The organism is Phormidium sp. FACHB-592 (assembly GCF_014695795.1).
GTDB lineage: Bacteria > Cyanobacteriota > Cyanobacteriia > Leptolyngbyales > Leptolyngbyaceae > Stenomitos.
Genome location: NZ_JACJOZ010000032.1, coordinates 228,937 through 242,615 on the forward strand (window position 1 = coordinate 228,937; position 13,679 = coordinate 242,615).

A 13,679-nucleotide genomic window follows, 5' to 3' on the forward strand; every position below is an offset into this window, starting at 1 on the left:
CTCATACGCTTTCAGTATGTGTTCCACGGTGAACTCCTACGTGGGCTGCACCATTGATTTACTAAGTTTCAAGATTCACTGAACAGTACTTTAAGTGGAGAGCAGACAAAATGACCTCTGTAAGCGCCTTTCCAACCATTCGGAAACATCTTCCTATTACAGGCGATATTAACTTTAAAACGCCACTTGCCTATCAAGCCACACGAGGGGCAGCGAGAGCCGTCAACACCGCTCAAATGGCACTAGCAGAAGCTTATATTAATGGCTTGGAAGTGCCAGATTCGGTTGTGCGATCGATGATTCATACTTCCATGCCTTTGTTGTTTCAACACTGCCCTGGTCTACTTGCTCCTTACCAATGGGTGCTCAATGAAACTGACCATATTGCTGAAGGATCACGAGAGCTGATGAAGGTTCAATACGATCGTCCTCAGGCAATGTTAAATCAAATGTTGGGCGACTGGGAAGTGATTTATCCCAAGTACAGCATGGGTTTGTGGGAACGTGGCGCGGTGGATTTAGAAGAATCACAAAAGCACATGATCGATCAGGTGATTGAGCGCTTAGAGATTAAAGATGGCGATAATATTTTGGATTTTGGTTGTGGCTGGGGCTGTGTGCCCAACTATATTCTTTCCAAGTTTCCCAACGTACGCTTTACAGGGTTGAACTTGAGCCATGAGCAATGTGAGTATATGCGTCAAAAGATGCAAGATCCTAAGAGCTATTTAAGTTCTGGTCGCTTTACACTGTGTGAAGGTGATTTGAATGAGGTTCAGTTTGAAGAGAAGTTCGACAAGATTCTGTCGATCGGAGTCTTTTGTCATGTTGGTAATATGACGAATGCATTTCAGAAGTTAGCATCCTTGCTTAAGGGCGGTGGCAGGGTTTTTATTCACATCATCACGGCGCGCATTCCTAACAATATGTCGTCTGGTTTTACGCACAAATATATCTTTCCACATGGTCGCTATTGGAATTATGATGCAGTGCCGAACCACAACCGGGATCTGAAAACAATCAATCGGTGGTATCTCAACGGCTCTAATTACCACAAGACGCTGACAGACTGGTTGCACCGCTTTGACGCTAGTCAAGAGACTGTGAAGCATCTGGACTATGGTATGGATTATGCTAAATTCCGACGAATTTGGCGCTTCTATCTGCTGCTGCTAGGGACGATCTTTGAGTCGTGCGAAGGTGAATACAATGGGAATGGTCAATATCTCCTGGTTCATACGTAATTGCACAAAAAGCAAATTCTTACCCTGCGATCAAATCTGATAGCCGGTCAGGCTTCTCACACAGCCGCCTACTTGGAGCAAGGCAACGGTATGCCGCTTCTGATGCTCCACGGCTTTTTGGGCGATGCAACAAACTGGCTGCCGCTGATGGAACGGTTAGACCCACACGTTCGCTGCATTGGTCTTGATTTGTTAGGTTTTGGTGACTCTGCCAAACCACCTATTCGTTACGACATTGCCCAGGAAGTTGCGTTTGTGCATCAGGTCTTAGCAGACTTAAACATTGAGTCTTGCTACATCCTGGGGCATTCCTTTGGCGGCTGGGTGGGTGCTGCTTATGCGCTAGCATATCCAGCCGCAGTCAAAGGGCTTTTGCTGGCGGCTCCTGCTGGCATTCGCGACGATAGCTTTTGTGGACGATATGACCATCTGCGTCCGCTGCTCTGGCGCACTCCAGTTGTTGATTGGGCGTTAGCTTTGGCATCCCCGATCGCTGCTCTCATTAGGCAACGTCCAGCCGTAGAGCAGATTGCCTGGTTTCGGCGGGAACTGATGGCACAACCGGCTGCTTGCTCCTTTTTGCTCGATCGCCTGCGACCCGAAGACGCGATTGACACGGTAGAGAAAGACATTCATCGTCTGCAGGTGCCAACGCTGGTGATCACAGGCGATCGTGACGAAACGATTCCTCTCTGGCACTCACAGACGTATGCTGACCAGATACCAGATGCCAAACTGGCAATTATTCCTGGTGCTGATCACGCTTTGCCGCAAAAGTATGCGGCTGAATTAGCGTCTCTTATCCTGCCGTTCTTGAGCTAGGCATGATCCTTACTAACATCGCTTAATCGATCTCACTCATGCTTTTCACCGCGCCCAATGAATGCAGCATCAAGGTTTAACCCAACTCCAAACGACGCTTGATTCAAAACGGGACGATGAAAGCCTTACACTGTGACTGAAGTTCTTTCCGGTAGACACGGCAAAGCGAATCAGGAACTCATCCAATTACTAGCGGAAGCATTGGGTGCAACGAAAGCGTATATCCGTATCAAGCTAGACGCAACGTCAAGAACAAAGTGTGTTGCGGTTGATATGGCTTAAATTGATAGCGCTTAAGCCACTACTTTTTGCTGCAACTCTTGCATTAACTGTTGTTCTAGCATCGCTACAACGGCTAGTTCTTCAGGTTTAAGCGCATGACTCTGTTCAACGATCGTTGCAGCGTGTTCCTTCATAATCTGATGCAAAGACTCATCCATATATGCGTCTAATATCGCTGGATGAATGTAGTATTTTCGACAGGTTGCAGGGCGATTTCTCAAGTAGGAGGCAACCGTTTTAATCGCCTGCACAATGTTCTTTTTAGCACCCGTTTCGGATGTGAACGTGCCAATATCTGCCAGTTCGGCTGCGGCTAGTACGGTGCCAGCCCAGGTGCGGAAATCTTTTGCCGTAAAGTCTTGTTCCGTAATGGCTCTTAAATAAGCGTTAACATCGCCAGAGTCGATCGCCTGGTACTCTCCAGTCGCATCACGGTACTGAAAGAGTTCCTGACCAGGAATATCCTGACAGCGCTTGACGATTTTAGCGAGGCGTTTGTCAGCAAGCTCAATCTCATGTTCAACACCGCTCTTGCCCCGAAAGTGAAATTGAATTTTGGAGCCTTTAATATCAACGTGTTCATCGCGCAATGTAGTCAAACCATAGGATTGATTAGAACGAGCATATTCTTCGTTGCCGACGCGAACACGGGTCAGTTCCATTAAGCGAAGAATCGCCGCCAGCACCTTCTCTTTTGGTAATCCAGGTAAGGATAAATCATGCTCCAGACGTTGCCGGATTTGCGGTAGCGATTGGCTAAACACCAACATACGGGTGAATTTACTTTGGTCGCGGATCGATCGCCATAACGGATGATAACGGTATTGCTTACGCCCTTTTGCATCTCGTCCGGTAGCCTGCAAATGTCCATTGGCAAAGGGACAAATCCACACATTTTTGTAGGCGGGTGGAATTGCTAGTGCATCAATACGACGAATCTCATCTGGGTCGCGAATACGCTCGCCGTTGGTGTCAATGTAAGCAAATCCCTTTTTGCCAGAGCGTTTTCGCTGTATTCCCGGTATGTCATCAGTGACGTAACGCAACCCAATCGCCTCGGCAGAAGCGATCGGGTCGGAGGTGACGACCGCTTTAACATGTTTTTGAATGGATCGCTTTTGAGCCTTAAGCCGCATTTAATAATTACAAATAAGGGATATCTTACTCTCCGTTCTAACGAATTTAGCTAGCCATAAAATCTGCACAACAGTATAGTTTTGCAGCGCTGACAACACAGTAAGCAGTTATGCCTGCTGTCGCTCGCTAGAATAGACTTTTCGCGATCGAAGCTACTATGTTGCCCAGGGAAGAATTATTAAAAGGTGTTGAGAACCGAGAGGTCGTAGCGCGGGCGATCGATCAGGCAGACCAGGCAATTAAAACTTGGGATGTGGTGCAGACTGACTTTCTGTCGCCGCCTGAGATTGCTGATATCCAGCAGATTTTTAGCCGTTTGTCAGAGGTGCAGTTTGTGGCGTGGGGTGGCTACCCGCAGGCAGAACGGCAGCGGTTAGCAATCGCACGCACGGAAATGCCCCTAGACACTACCCATGTTGAAATTGCTGCGCTGGAAATTGCCGGAAACTTTCTGTTTGACCAGGCAAGTCATCGTGATTTTTTAGGTGCACTTCTGGGTACTGGCTTAGTCCGAGAGAAGGTCGGCGATATTATTGTGCTAGGCGAACGTGGCGCGCAGACGATCGCGGTGCCAGAACTGGTTGAATTTCTGGAACTGCATCTCAACCAAGTGCGATCGGTACCTGTAAAAACCCGTCGCCTTGATTTGGCAGAACTCAAAGTACGCGAACCCAAAAAGAAAGAGTTAACGACAGTAGAAGCCTCACTGCGACTGGACGCGATCGCCTCGGCTGGCTTTGGTATGTCGCGCAACAAAATGGCAGACCTGATTAATGGTGGTGATGTGCGCGTTAACTGGAAGGAAATTACCAGCGCGAGCCATGCTGTTAAAGCCAATGACTTGATTGCCATTCGGGGCAAAGGTCGCGTCGAAGTCGGCGAGATCGCTGTAACTAAGAAGGATCGCTACCGCGTGCAACTGACCCGTTTTGTTTAATTTGTTTAACTGGATGTCCGCAAGCAGACGACATCAACAGCATGAACGCTCATAATTTTTGAGGCAGCTGTGCCTCTCTTCAATCCTGAAGGCACTTTACAGCCATCACTCCAGCCCAGTCTTAGGTCGGAAAGCGACTCTGGCATCTTTGCTTGAAGGATACAGCCCGCTGCAACGAAACCCAGCCAAGCACGCTCCATCTACAGATTGATTGCTACTGGTACACCATTCAAGGCAGACTACAAAAGCGGTTGTTGGGCAACAGCGATCGTTATTTCAATTTAAAGACCAATCAAAGGATTACGACATGGCAACTTATCAAGTCAGACTCGTCAATGAAGCAGAAGGCTTAGACACTACCATTGATGTGCCTGATGATCAATATATTCTTGATGCCGCTGAAGATAACGGGCTGGATTTACCCTATTCTTGCCGGGCGGGCGCTTGTTCTTCTTGCAATGGCAAACTGCTGCAAGGAACAGTTGACCAATCTGACCAATCCTTCTTGGATGATGACCAGATTGCGGCTGGTAATGTCCTGACCTGCTACGCTTATCCAACCTCAGACTGCACCATCCAAACCCACGCCGAAGACGCGCTAATGTAAGGCTTTTTAGCAGAGTCTAAATAAACTGAATGTAGCAGGGGGCTGATGGCTCTCTGCTTTTTCTTTGCCTTTAGTGCTGCACGTCATTACGTTAGCAAATAACAACGATGGGTATCCTAAAAGCACAGTACTAGAAATACCGATGCGCCCTCACCAGACACGCACACAAACCTGTCCCATTAGTACAATGCCGCGTCAGAAGACGGAGGCAGCCGCTTATTTAGATCTTTATAAGTTGGTAAATGAGAAGACTCGCCTCCAAAAGGAGTTTCAAGCGTTAGAAGAACGGCGCGATCGCATCCAAAGCCGCCTCGAGGTACTTGCTGTCGAAATTGACGCGCTTGAGAAGAGCGCTCACCAGTTGCGCGATGCGACTCCTGTAGAACCAGCGGCGATCACCAGCACCAAAGCACCTGCTTCAAATGATTTAAACACTCTGGTGCTTGAGTATTGAAGAGCGGAAAGCAACCACAAACTTATTCGATCAAGTTGCGTTATAACAGCCTAATCATAAAAAGCGGTTTGAGTTTTTTTGATCACTCTGCCGTTTTGATCAAACTGAATTGTCAACTGAAACCAGGCAAAATCACCCCATAAAGCAGCCCCATCTTGCCCATAATTCCAGGAAGGTTCTTCTAATTTGTGATTGGGTGGTGGTATCAACCGTAAAACATCCGCTTTAGTCATCCCAGGCTGAATGCGATCGAACCTGGCTTGGGTAAAACCTTGAGGCAGACGAGTGTCAATTAACGGATTGAGAACAAACACGCTCTCCGTAAAGCACTGAAGAAAAATTCCTACAGGCAATACGAGGAACACCAGGACTAACGCAATTTTCCCCATGACTTCAATGATTTAGTCTAAGCAGAGACAGCAGTGTTAAGCAGTTGCTTCAGACTAAGTAGACGCAGGCTTGCGATCGCTTGCTCCTTCTTCACCCAAAATTTTTGTAAGGCTAATGGCTGACTCCTGTTAACTACTGACAGCTAAATGGTTGAGTCTTGCTCATCAGTCATTTAAGGCTTTCGTCTAAACACCTTCAGTCAGTTGTTGTGCTGTCACTTCTATTGCTTCTGCTGTTTCTATTTCTGCTGCTTCTGCCGCTTCCATTTCAGCCTCGGTACGCAGGTTATCTTCGAGCACCTGAATTGCTAACAGTAATTCTTCTTCTTGAACTTCAAACTCGTCTTCAGGGATGTCACCCATATCAAAGGCAAGTTGCAATGCCAAAAGTCGTTTACCAAGATTTTCTGTAGCATCAAATTCAGCATCAGCACGCTGTTGAATTTGTTCAGCTATCCAGCCCATACCTGTAACGGGGGCGAAGAGGAGTTTGAGGAGCATAGGGGCAGGGGAAAGGATGAAGGATAAAAAATGAAATTCTGATTGAGTTGGTTTAGCCTTTAGCTTTTAGCCTTGCAAGACTTAGCTTCTGGCTTCTGCTTTTCCTAACAACTACATCTACTCCAGCCGATCGAGCTGAGCAAAGTTAAATGGTGCAGTGAAGTTGTTGTAGCGAATTTTGAGGCGACCATCGAAGTGGCTGTCTAACGTCTCAACCTGAGTGCTGAAATTAGGTTCTGCCTCCCACGGAATCAGGTAAGCGGCGTTGTAAATCATGGCTTCAGTCAGTGTGTCGTTCTCAACTCGCTCGCCCGCTAGTGGATTGAGCGTTTCCTGAAAGGTATGAATGATAGCCTGTTTGCGGTCAGTCATGGCACGTTCGATCGCTTGTCCGATCGCCACAACCTCATCCATGCCCAACGTTCGCCCTTCCATGCTGTCTCGCTTTTCTCTCAGCGACTCATTCTCTGCCAGCAGCATTTGCAGTTCACGATCGGCTTCCCAAAACACTTTCACTCCAACTTCGCGCTGTCCGTCGAGTTTAGCAAACAGCTTCTCCAAGCCCTGACTGTAGGGCGCGGTTAACTGCTGTGTCACGGTTGCCCAATCGTCAATCACTAACCCAAACTGAAGCGGCAAGAGCGTCCGATAACCAACTTCCATTGCTTGTTCCAGCACCTTTTCATGCCCTAACAAATTGCGTCGGCTTGCTAGGTAGCGGTCTTGTTGCGCTTCTGAATATAAAAAGGTGAAATCATCGACAATCTGTGTCTGCACAGGTTGCTTATCGAGACCTTCGAGCTGCAAATTCTGCGGACCGGGGGTAGGAAAAATGCCGTAAAGATAGAGTCTGGTCATAACGGGGGAGGTATACGAAGCAGGGAGGTGTCAGATGGCGCGATCGCCATACCTGCGATCAACGTTCATCTCTGTTCATTTCTATAGTTCCCCTTCCAAGCATGCCTCCTAACGTCTGGGTTCTAAATTGGTTTTGCCGTCAAGACTAATTGCAATTTTGCATGAATCAGGTCAATGTTTGCCAATCCCAAATCGACATTCCCTTGCAGAACAACGCCTGTGTTCAGGAGACGATCAAGGAGTTCTAAAATAGTTGGGTGGGCGGTGCTTTCACCGGGGTAGTAGCCACCTGCTTTTGGTAAAAGGGTGCCAACTTCACCTAGATCAATGTTTAAGTCAGCGGGATCAATCTCAAAAATGCCGCAAATTTCGATGACTTGCTCTTCCAATTTGCGGAGGCTTTCGGCAGCACGTTCGAGGTCTTCATCACTTAGGCCGCCTGTTTCCATGCGCCGGATGACCTGTGCCTCCATTAGTTGGCGCACTAGTTCCACAATGGTGAGCAGCAGAGGAGCCAAGCCAGCATCCTTACTAGCTTTAGGCGAAGTGGCAATAGCCTGAATAGGAAGATCAGAAGCGGTCACGCAGTTTCCAAATATAGTTGCCTGCTTCTATCTTGCTTGATTTTGCGATCGACAGCCAAAAAACCGGGGTTCTAAGCTAGCCGACCGCGTTTAAACAACCACTTGCTATTAAAGAATCCCGGTTTCTAACGTATAGAGCGGATGGCGCTAGGCTTAGGCTGTTGGTACTGCCTGGCTGGCTGGCGCTGGGCGAAGCGATCGCAATTCGGTTTCCAGGCTCTCTACTCGTTGCATCAATTGCTGGTTCGCCTCAATCAAATTTTGAGACTGAGCGCTAAAGTGAGGATTATTCTCCCACCAGTTGATGCCCATTTCTCGCGCTTTGTCGACCGAGGCAATGAGCAGCCGAATGCGAATGGTAAGCAGCTCTGTTGTGGCAACGGAAACGGAGATATCGCCAGCAATGACAATACCTTTATCTAACACTCGTTCCAGTACATCTGCCAATGTCGAGCCTGAGGTCGAGGTCGAAATCGATCGCGCTGAGTCTTTGGTAGATGACGGTGTGTTGGGGTAGCTTCTTGTCGGTATAGCAGCAGTCATAGCTTAAGCCTCTGAAGGAAGATAGAGTCGATCGCGTAGCAAGACGCTACCCTTTTCTGCAAGCAAGCGTAAAACATCTACTGTGCGGAAGCGATCCAGTGCCAGGGCTTGCTCAATCTGAGACAGTCGTGCTCCATTGACTTGCTTAAGATAAGCAAGAATTTCCTGCTCATAGGGAATGACTTCTTCTATTGCGGGAACGATCGCTTCGATTACTGCTTCTTGAATGGGTGCTACCGACTCAGATGGTGTCACTATAATCGGCATTTCATTCGGGCTGTCCGTCGGCTCTTCCGTTGCAATCACGATCGGCGGAGCTGTTTCAGCTATCAGCGCTTCTGCTGCTAGTGCTTCCAGGTCTTCTGCAATTGCGGCGGCTTGAGCGATCGCCACATCCGATGCACCAACAGCCAGACCGTAAGGTGAAGCATTCTGCTCTGTTTCACTTAGTTCTGTCTCGACCAGGTTCATGCTGATTGTTTCATTCAGCAGCTCCCATAGAATTTGGGTTGCTTCCTTTAAAGGCAAGCTGGAGCGAGAGAGGAGGACATCGGAGCAAAGATCACGGAAATCAGCATTTCCGGGCGTTGCCAAAATCTCATGGTCATGGCAGACTTTGCCCAACATCAGGCAAGACCGCAAACCAGAAGACGTCTCATTATTGGTGCGGATACGAAATTCTTTGACTAGGCGCACGATAAGCAGCGCACTGGCACGATCAACTTCTGTTTTTTGCACCAAAATTTCTTGCTGCGTCAGCTCATCTGGCTCAGGCATACTAATGGTTACCAGCCGATCCATCAAAGCATCTTGCGTCGCATGAACACCACAGTATTCTTCTGGGTTAGATGTGAAAATGGCACGAAAATGGGGACTGACCCGAACATACTCGCTACGGCTATTGCTAGGTGGTAATACCAGTAGCTTCTCCTCCAACGCTGACAGTAGAACGTTGTTGACCTCTGGACGCGAGCGGTTGAACTCGTCATACACTAGTGTGAAACCCTCACGGCAGGCAAGTGTGAGGCGAGAATCAGCCCAGTTTTGCCGCACTTCATCTTCGACTTTGACAACGCTGTGAATGTAGTTATCAACTACCCGCTTGCGCGTATAGCCCGACTGATTGCCAATTAGGTCAGATGTTTTGAACTCGTCGTCACCAAAAATCAACATGAGTGGGCGGGCAAGCAGATCAGCCAAATGCAATGCTAGCGTTGTTTTACCGGTTCCAGCAGGACCACGTAAATGGACAGAGTAGCCAGATTGCAAATAGCGCAGAGCACGGCTAGCAACTCGTTCAACAGCAGGAGTACTAACAAATCGACGGGGGCTAGCTCGAAGTATAGTCGTCACGGTTTAACCTCTGAGTGGGGGTCGGGGAGTCGGTGTGAGGGGATGTAGGGTCTGAGAGTGTAAGGTGGTGCGCTACAGGGCTAGATGTGCTTAGCGCTGCATGGATTCTTCTTCCCTGCTTCCTTTCTTCACGTATGGGCAAGATGTCCTTGAGCAAGATAGATGCGATCGCGCTGGGTAATTAAGCCTTTTTTGATCAGTGATCGTAGAGCATCTACGGCTTGAAAACGGCTTAGATTAAGCGCCCTTTCAATTTCTGTAAGTCTTGCGCCTTGTGCATTTTGGATGTAAGCATAAACTTCCTTTTCGCAGCCGATTCCCTCCTGTGACGCCTTCATCACTTTTGCCGGGGACGTAACAGCAACGGCACTGCTATGTTGTGCTTCTACTGTTGCCGGGACAGCTACAGACTCATTTGGTAACACTGCTATGCAACTAGTAGGCTGGTTTCCATTTTTAGTAGAAGCTTGTGCTACTGCTGGTAGCTTTGCAGCAGAGGCTTCGATGTTAGCAGCACTCTCGCTGCCCCAAACAGTATGGTGTAAATCTTGAGAAAACCGTCGCAGTTCTGCTCGAAAGACTGCAAGGCGCTGAAATAATGCTTGTGTTTCAGCTTCGCGCTTTGCCCGTCCGTCAATAAGTGCCCGGCTTAACTGCACAGCTTGATTTTCACGAACGGCTTCGAGTTCAATCAGGTAGCTCTGCACGTCTGAACGCAAATCACTAACAAATGCAACCAATTCTTGTTTTAACTGTGGTGCGGCAACGGCTCGTTCTGCTTGCGCCTCTGTAAGAAACGCTGCCGTTTGTTGTTGGAGCATTTGCACAAAGAGATTAAGTTCTGCGGCTAGTTGAGTGGCTTGTACGTAACGTCGATCGCCCGCTGCCGCTAAAAACGATTGCGTTTCTAAATGCAAGCGCTGGCAAAACTGCTGTAGTTCAGTGCAGCGTGCTGTGTTTTGACTTCCTAACACCTCACGGAAGAGGCTCAGTTCATGACGCAGTTGGACTGCCTTGGCTTGGCGGTCTTGTCGAGTTGCTGCTAAAGAAGCAGAGACTTCCTGCTGGCGCTGTGTGACTTCCTGCTGACGTTGCTGTTGCTGCTGCTGCCAGGAATTCTTTAAAGACATTGTTAAAACTCCTCCCCGTTATGATGGGGACTGATCGACTAACAAGTAAGCTGGGAAACCAGGGGGTTTCCCAGCAGCCAACAAACTGCTTGCGGTTTGTTGGGAGTGAGCTTGAACGTCGATCGGCTGTATGTACCCATCGACGTTGACAAACAGTTGAAGTCACTAAGCAGCGGGAACTGCGGCTTGAGCGGTCAAACCAACTGCTTCGGCATACTTTAGGTAGGTTTCGACAGAGGCAATCACGATGCGAGCTTCGATCGATAGCAGTTCAATACCTACTAAAGACACCCGAACCCAAGCATCAATGACGATGCCTTTGTCCAAAATGCGATCAACGACTTCAGCCAAGCTAGAGGAGGAATTTACTTTTTCAACAGCCATGATTTTTACCTTTGACGGATAGATGGAACTTGGTACGCCTCACCTCTCCCCGTAATATGGTTCGACATGGGTTTTGGCTTCCAGTCCCAGAATAGGCAGTGGAATCATAGAAACAACTGTCGCAATCACTGAACCTCTACTTAAGCTCTTTTCGTTTCTTCGCGAAATTACTGAGCGATTGCAATTCATTTATGGGAAGAGGGTGCCATGTTAACGAAGGTTACGAAGAATTACTTGCTTTTGTCCCTTGTGTCAAAAACCTTGTGTTAACTAACAGGTGCAGGTTTATAGCGTTATGCCATCAGTAATAACTCGCCAAGTGGCTCAACTTGGAATGTGCTTGCTAAGCCTTTCGTTGTTTTGTGCCGCCCCTACTGCTGCCGTACTGTCTACTGCTGCACCTGATACTGCTAAACCAACTGTAGTATCAGCAGTATCAGCGTTTAACCTTTTACGACAACAGCCTGAAGATCCTACAGCCGTGCTGCAAAAGCTGGCGCAAGCAGATGTTGTTTATTTGGGCGAAATCCACGATCGTTTGGCAGATCATCAGGCTCAGCTTGCGATTGTCCAAGCCCTGCATCAGTTACACCCAAAACTGGCGATCGGCATGGAGATGTTCCAGCGTCCGTATCAAGCAGTTTTGGATCGGTATCTTATGGGTGGCTTAACCGAAGCAGCATTGCAAGACCAGAGCCAATATCAGAAACGCTGGGGCTACAGTTGGGACTTTTACGCACCAGTACTCCGTTTCGCAAAAGCTAATGGACTCCCTGTGGTTGCCCTCAATACGCCGACAGAAGTCACCCGCAAAACCTCCCGCAGCGGATTAGAAAGCCTGACACTGGTAGAACGGCGATTTATTCCACCCCGCTCAACGATCGTCCTCGGACCTGATTCCTATCGCGATCGCCTTCAGCAAATTTATGCTGAAATCCATCATGGCAGGAGTAAAAGCGGCAGCTTTGAGCGCTTCTTTCAAGCGCAAGTCCTATGGGATGAAACGATGGCTGACCGTATTGCCCATACGCTACAAAAACAGCCAGAAACGCTTGTCGTTGTACTGGTGGGGCAGGGACATATTATCTATGGCGATGGCATTCCGGCACGAGTCAGCCGACGAATGCAGGCAACACGCTTACAGCCGCTCAAGCAAATTACACTCTTACTCAATACTGATGTGTCTGAAATGCAGAGCGATCGCCCGATTGCTGACTATCTCTGGCATTCTCAGTAAAGACGATCATTTTAACCAAATTCTTCTTATAAAAAAGCCGATTGCGTACTTAAGCTGCATTTGAGATAAGCAGAAGCTTTTATGTCAATACAACTGCTTAAATTGGTTAGCATTGCCCACAAATCTTAAGCTGTGTCCTAAATTGCTTCAACCTTTTCACCCTTGAACAACGGAAAGCCTAATGTCTCTCGTTGCTTCAAATAAAGCTGCGCCACCTGCCGCGCTAAGTTCCGAATCCGTCCAATGTAGCGCGTACGCTCCGTTACCGAAATCACACCTCGCGCATCTAGCAAATTAAACGTGTGTGAGCACTTCAGCACATAGTCAAGGCTAGGTGAGACTAACGCCCTTTCTACCAATTGCCTTGCTTCTTGCTCATACAGATTAAAGAGCGTGAACAGCATTTCTGGGTTAGATGCATCAAAGTTGTAAGCTGACTGCTCAATCTCCCCCTGAAGATGCACATCACCATAGGTCACAGCATCATTCCACTGAATTTTTGTAAACGCGTTCACATTTTGGAGGTACATTGTTAATCGCTCCAGTCCATAGGTAATCTCGATTGAGACTGGGCGACAGTCAATCCCGCCACATTGCTGGAAGTAAGTGAATTGCGTCACCTCCATTCCGTCCAACCAAACTTCCCAACCAACCCCCCATGCTCCTAAAGTCGGTGACTCCCAGTTATCCTCCACAAATCGCACATCATGGTTCTCTGGTTGAATCCCTAGCACCCTCAGAGAGTCAAGATACAAATCCTGAATGTTGTTCGGTGAAGGCTTCACCAAAACTTGATACTGGTAATAATGCTGATAACGATTGGGATTTTCCCCATAGCGTCCGTCAGTTGGTCGCCTGCATGGCTCTACATATGCTACAGACCAGGGCTCGGGACCAATTGCTCTTAAGAACGTATGTGGGCTCATCGTTCCTGCCCCTTTCTCCGTATCGTAAGGCTGAACAATTAAGCAACCGCGATCGCTCCAAAACTTATTCAGCGCAGCAATCACAGCTTGAAAGTACATAACCTCTTCCCTGAACGATACAACGAGATACCTACAATTCTCGCTCAGATGGGGTTCTTGGATGTAACCTCCCAATTTCTTTTTTTTCCTGCTTGACGTTTCCTTCTTCTGTTGTTATGTTAGATAAGCGGTGAGGCAAGCGCAGCGAAAGTGAAGCGAGCCGAGGTCGCCTGAACCTAGAGAATTAAATAG

Annotated in this window: 17 protein-coding genes; 7 read left to right on the forward strand and 10 right to left on the reverse strand. The window is 48.1% G+C overall.

From position 1 onward, the window contains the following. The first annotated feature begins 110 nt into the window (after positions 1 to 110). The 3 genes from H6F86_RS08220 to H6F86_RS33100 all read left to right on the forward strand — a co-directional run bounded on the left by H6F86_RS08220 (position 111) and on the right by H6F86_RS33100 (position 2,348). On the forward strand, positions 111 to 1,244 hold the full coding sequence (locus tag H6F86_RS08220; RefSeq protein ID WP_190447909.1) for a class I SAM-dependent methyltransferase: 1,134 nt from the start codon (positions 111 to 113) through the stop codon (positions 1,242 to 1,244). Next, entirely contained in the window at positions 1,245 to 2,066 is an 822-nt protein-coding gene (locus H6F86_RS08225) for an alpha/beta fold hydrolase (RefSeq protein WP_242033424.1), read from the forward strand. 132 nt (positions 2,067 to 2,198) lie between these two features. Next, positions 2,199 to 2,348: a DUF167 domain-containing protein gene (locus H6F86_RS33100; RefSeq protein ID WP_199305151.1), complete on the forward strand. Its 150-nt coding sequence runs from the start codon at positions 2,199 to 2,201 to the stop codon at positions 2,346 to 2,348. A gap of 11 nt (positions 2,349 to 2,359) precedes the next feature. Here the strand turns inward: H6F86_RS33100 and H6F86_RS08235 are convergent, their stop codons facing one another. Continuing rightward, a complete protein-coding gene (locus H6F86_RS08235) occupies positions 2,360 to 3,484 on the reverse strand; it encodes a DNA topoisomerase IB (protein ID WP_190447912.1) in 1,125 nt (374 codons plus the stop codon). A gap of 158 nt (positions 3,485 to 3,642) precedes the next feature. Between H6F86_RS08235 and H6F86_RS08240 the strand changes: the two genes are divergently transcribed. From H6F86_RS08240 to H6F86_RS08250, 3 genes are all read left to right on the forward strand, one after another. After that, positions 3,643 to 4,422 carry a photosystem II S4 domain protein gene (locus H6F86_RS08240; protein ID WP_190447913.1) on the forward strand — a complete coding sequence of 260 codons (780 nt, stop codon included), beginning with the start codon at positions 3,643 to 3,645 and terminating at the stop codon, positions 4,420 to 4,422. A gap of 307 nt (positions 4,423 to 4,729) precedes the next feature. After that, a complete protein-coding gene (locus H6F86_RS08245; protein WP_190447915.1) occupies positions 4,730 to 5,029 on the forward strand; it encodes a ferredoxin in 300 nt (99 codons plus the stop codon). Between the two features lie 142 nt (positions 5,030 to 5,171). Further along, on the forward strand, positions 5,172 to 5,483 hold the full coding sequence (locus tag H6F86_RS08250) for a hypothetical protein (protein WP_190447917.1): 312 nt from the start codon (positions 5,172 to 5,174) through the stop codon (positions 5,481 to 5,483). 50 nt (positions 5,484 to 5,533) lie between these two features. Here H6F86_RS08250 and H6F86_RS08255 read toward each other — a convergent pair whose 3' ends face one another. The 8 genes from H6F86_RS08255 to gvpA form a co-directional block, all read right to left on the reverse strand. Further along, positions 5,534 to 5,872 (reverse strand): hypothetical protein, encoded by a 339-nt coding sequence (locus tag H6F86_RS08255; protein WP_190447919.1) that lies wholly within the window; start codon positions 5,870 to 5,872, stop codon positions 5,534 to 5,536. A 186-nt stretch (positions 5,873 to 6,058) separates the two neighbouring features. Continuing rightward, entirely contained in the window at positions 6,059 to 6,373 is a 315-nt protein-coding gene (locus tag H6F86_RS08260) for a gas vesicle protein GvpG (RefSeq protein ID WP_190447921.1), read from the reverse strand. 117 nt (positions 6,374 to 6,490) lie between these two features. Then, positions 6,491 to 7,231 carry a GvpL/GvpF family gas vesicle protein gene (locus H6F86_RS08265; RefSeq protein ID WP_190447923.1) on the reverse strand — a complete coding sequence of 247 codons (741 nt, stop codon included), beginning with the start codon at positions 7,229 to 7,231 and terminating at the stop codon, positions 6,491 to 6,493. A gap of 122 nt (positions 7,232 to 7,353) precedes the next feature. Beyond that, positions 7,354 to 7,815: a gas vesicle protein K gene (locus H6F86_RS08270; protein WP_347240101.1), complete on the reverse strand. Its 462-nt coding sequence runs from the start codon at positions 7,813 to 7,815 to the stop codon at positions 7,354 to 7,356. Positions 7,816 to 7,968: 153 nt separating this feature from the next. Beyond that, positions 7,969 to 8,358, reverse strand: coding sequence for a gas vesicle protein (locus H6F86_RS08275; protein WP_190447925.1), 390 nt, complete (start codon positions 8,356 to 8,358; stop codon positions 7,969 to 7,971). 3 nt (positions 8,359 to 8,361) lie between these two features. Continuing rightward, positions 8,362 to 9,711: a gas vesicle protein GvpN gene (gvpN, locus tag H6F86_RS08280; RefSeq protein WP_190447927.1), complete on the reverse strand. Its 1,350-nt coding sequence runs from the start codon at positions 9,709 to 9,711 to the stop codon at positions 8,362 to 8,364. Positions 9,712 to 9,839: 128 nt separating this feature from the next. Beyond that, positions 9,840 to 10,841 (reverse strand): hypothetical protein, encoded by a 1,002-nt coding sequence (locus H6F86_RS08285; RefSeq protein ID WP_190447928.1) that lies wholly within the window; start codon positions 10,839 to 10,841, stop codon positions 9,840 to 9,842. Positions 10,842 to 11,006: 165 nt separating this feature from the next. Then, complete coding sequence (gene gvpA / locus H6F86_RS08290; RefSeq protein WP_106257461.1) at positions 11,007 to 11,225, reverse strand: gas vesicle structural protein GvpA; 219 nt, start codon at positions 11,223 to 11,225, stop codon at positions 11,007 to 11,009. Positions 11,226 to 11,520: 295 nt separating this feature from the next. Between gvpA and H6F86_RS08295 the strand changes: the two genes are divergently transcribed. Next, the gene (locus tag H6F86_RS08295; RefSeq protein WP_206756019.1) at positions 11,521 to 12,462 is read left to right on the forward strand and encodes a ChaN family lipoprotein; all 942 of its coding nucleotides are present in this window, start codon (positions 11,521 to 11,523) and stop codon (positions 12,460 to 12,462) included. 137 nt (positions 12,463 to 12,599) lie between these two features. Here H6F86_RS08295 and glyQ read toward each other — a convergent pair whose 3' ends face one another. Further along, on the reverse strand, positions 12,600 to 13,487 hold the full coding sequence (glyQ, locus tag H6F86_RS08300) for a glycine--tRNA ligase subunit alpha (RefSeq protein WP_190447930.1): 888 nt from the start codon (positions 13,485 to 13,487) through the stop codon (positions 12,600 to 12,602). Between the last annotated feature and the right edge of the window lie 192 nt (positions 13,488 to 13,679).

What these genes read in the sequence shown, in the direction of transcription:
- H6F86_RS08220 (WP_190447909.1), top strand. Translation starts at nt 111, where the DNA reads ATGACCTCTGTAAGCGCCTTTCCAACCATTCGGAAACATCTTCCTATT.
- H6F86_RS08235 (WP_190447912.1), bottom strand. Translation starts at nt 3,484, where the DNA reads ATGCGGCTTAAGGCTCAAAAGCGATCCATTCAAAAACATGTTAAAGCG.
- H6F86_RS08240 (WP_190447913.1), top strand. Translation starts at nt 3,643, where the DNA reads ATGTTGCCCAGGGAAGAATTATTAAAAGGTGTTGAGAACCGAGAGGTC.
- H6F86_RS08245 (WP_190447915.1), top strand. Translation starts at nt 4,730, where the DNA reads ATGGCAACTTATCAAGTCAGACTCGTCAATGAAGCAGAAGGCTTAGAC.
- H6F86_RS08250 (WP_190447917.1), top strand. Translation starts at nt 5,172, where the DNA reads ATGCGCCCTCACCAGACACGCACACAAACCTGTCCCATTAGTACAATG.
- H6F86_RS08255 (WP_190447919.1), bottom strand. Translation starts at nt 5,872, where the DNA reads ATGGGGAAAATTGCGTTAGTCCTGGTGTTCCTCGTATTGCCTGTAGGA.
- H6F86_RS08260 (WP_190447921.1), bottom strand. Translation starts at nt 6,373, where the DNA reads ATGCTCCTCAAACTCCTCTTCGCCCCCGTTACAGGTATGGGCTGGATA.
- H6F86_RS08265 (WP_190447923.1), bottom strand. Translation starts at nt 7,231, where the DNA reads ATGACCAGACTCTATCTTTACGGCATTTTTCCTACCCCCGGTCCGCAG.
- H6F86_RS08275 (WP_190447925.1), bottom strand. Translation starts at nt 8,358, where the DNA reads ATGACTGCTGCTATACCGACAAGAAGCTACCCCAACACACCGTCATCT.
- H6F86_RS08285 (WP_190447928.1), bottom strand. Translation starts at nt 10,841, where the DNA reads ATGTCTTTAAAGAATTCCTGGCAGCAGCAGCAACAGCAACGTCAGCAG.
- gvpA (WP_106257461.1), bottom strand. Translation starts at nt 11,225, where the DNA reads ATGGCTGTTGAAAAAGTAAATTCCTCCTCTAGCTTGGCTGAAGTCGTT.
- H6F86_RS08295 (WP_206756019.1), top strand. Translation starts at nt 11,521, where the DNA reads ATGCCATCAGTAATAACTCGCCAAGTGGCTCAACTTGGAATGTGCTTG.
- glyQ (WP_190447930.1), bottom strand. Translation starts at nt 13,487, where the DNA reads ATGTACTTTCAAGCTGTGATTGCTGCGCTGAATAAGTTTTGGAGCGAT.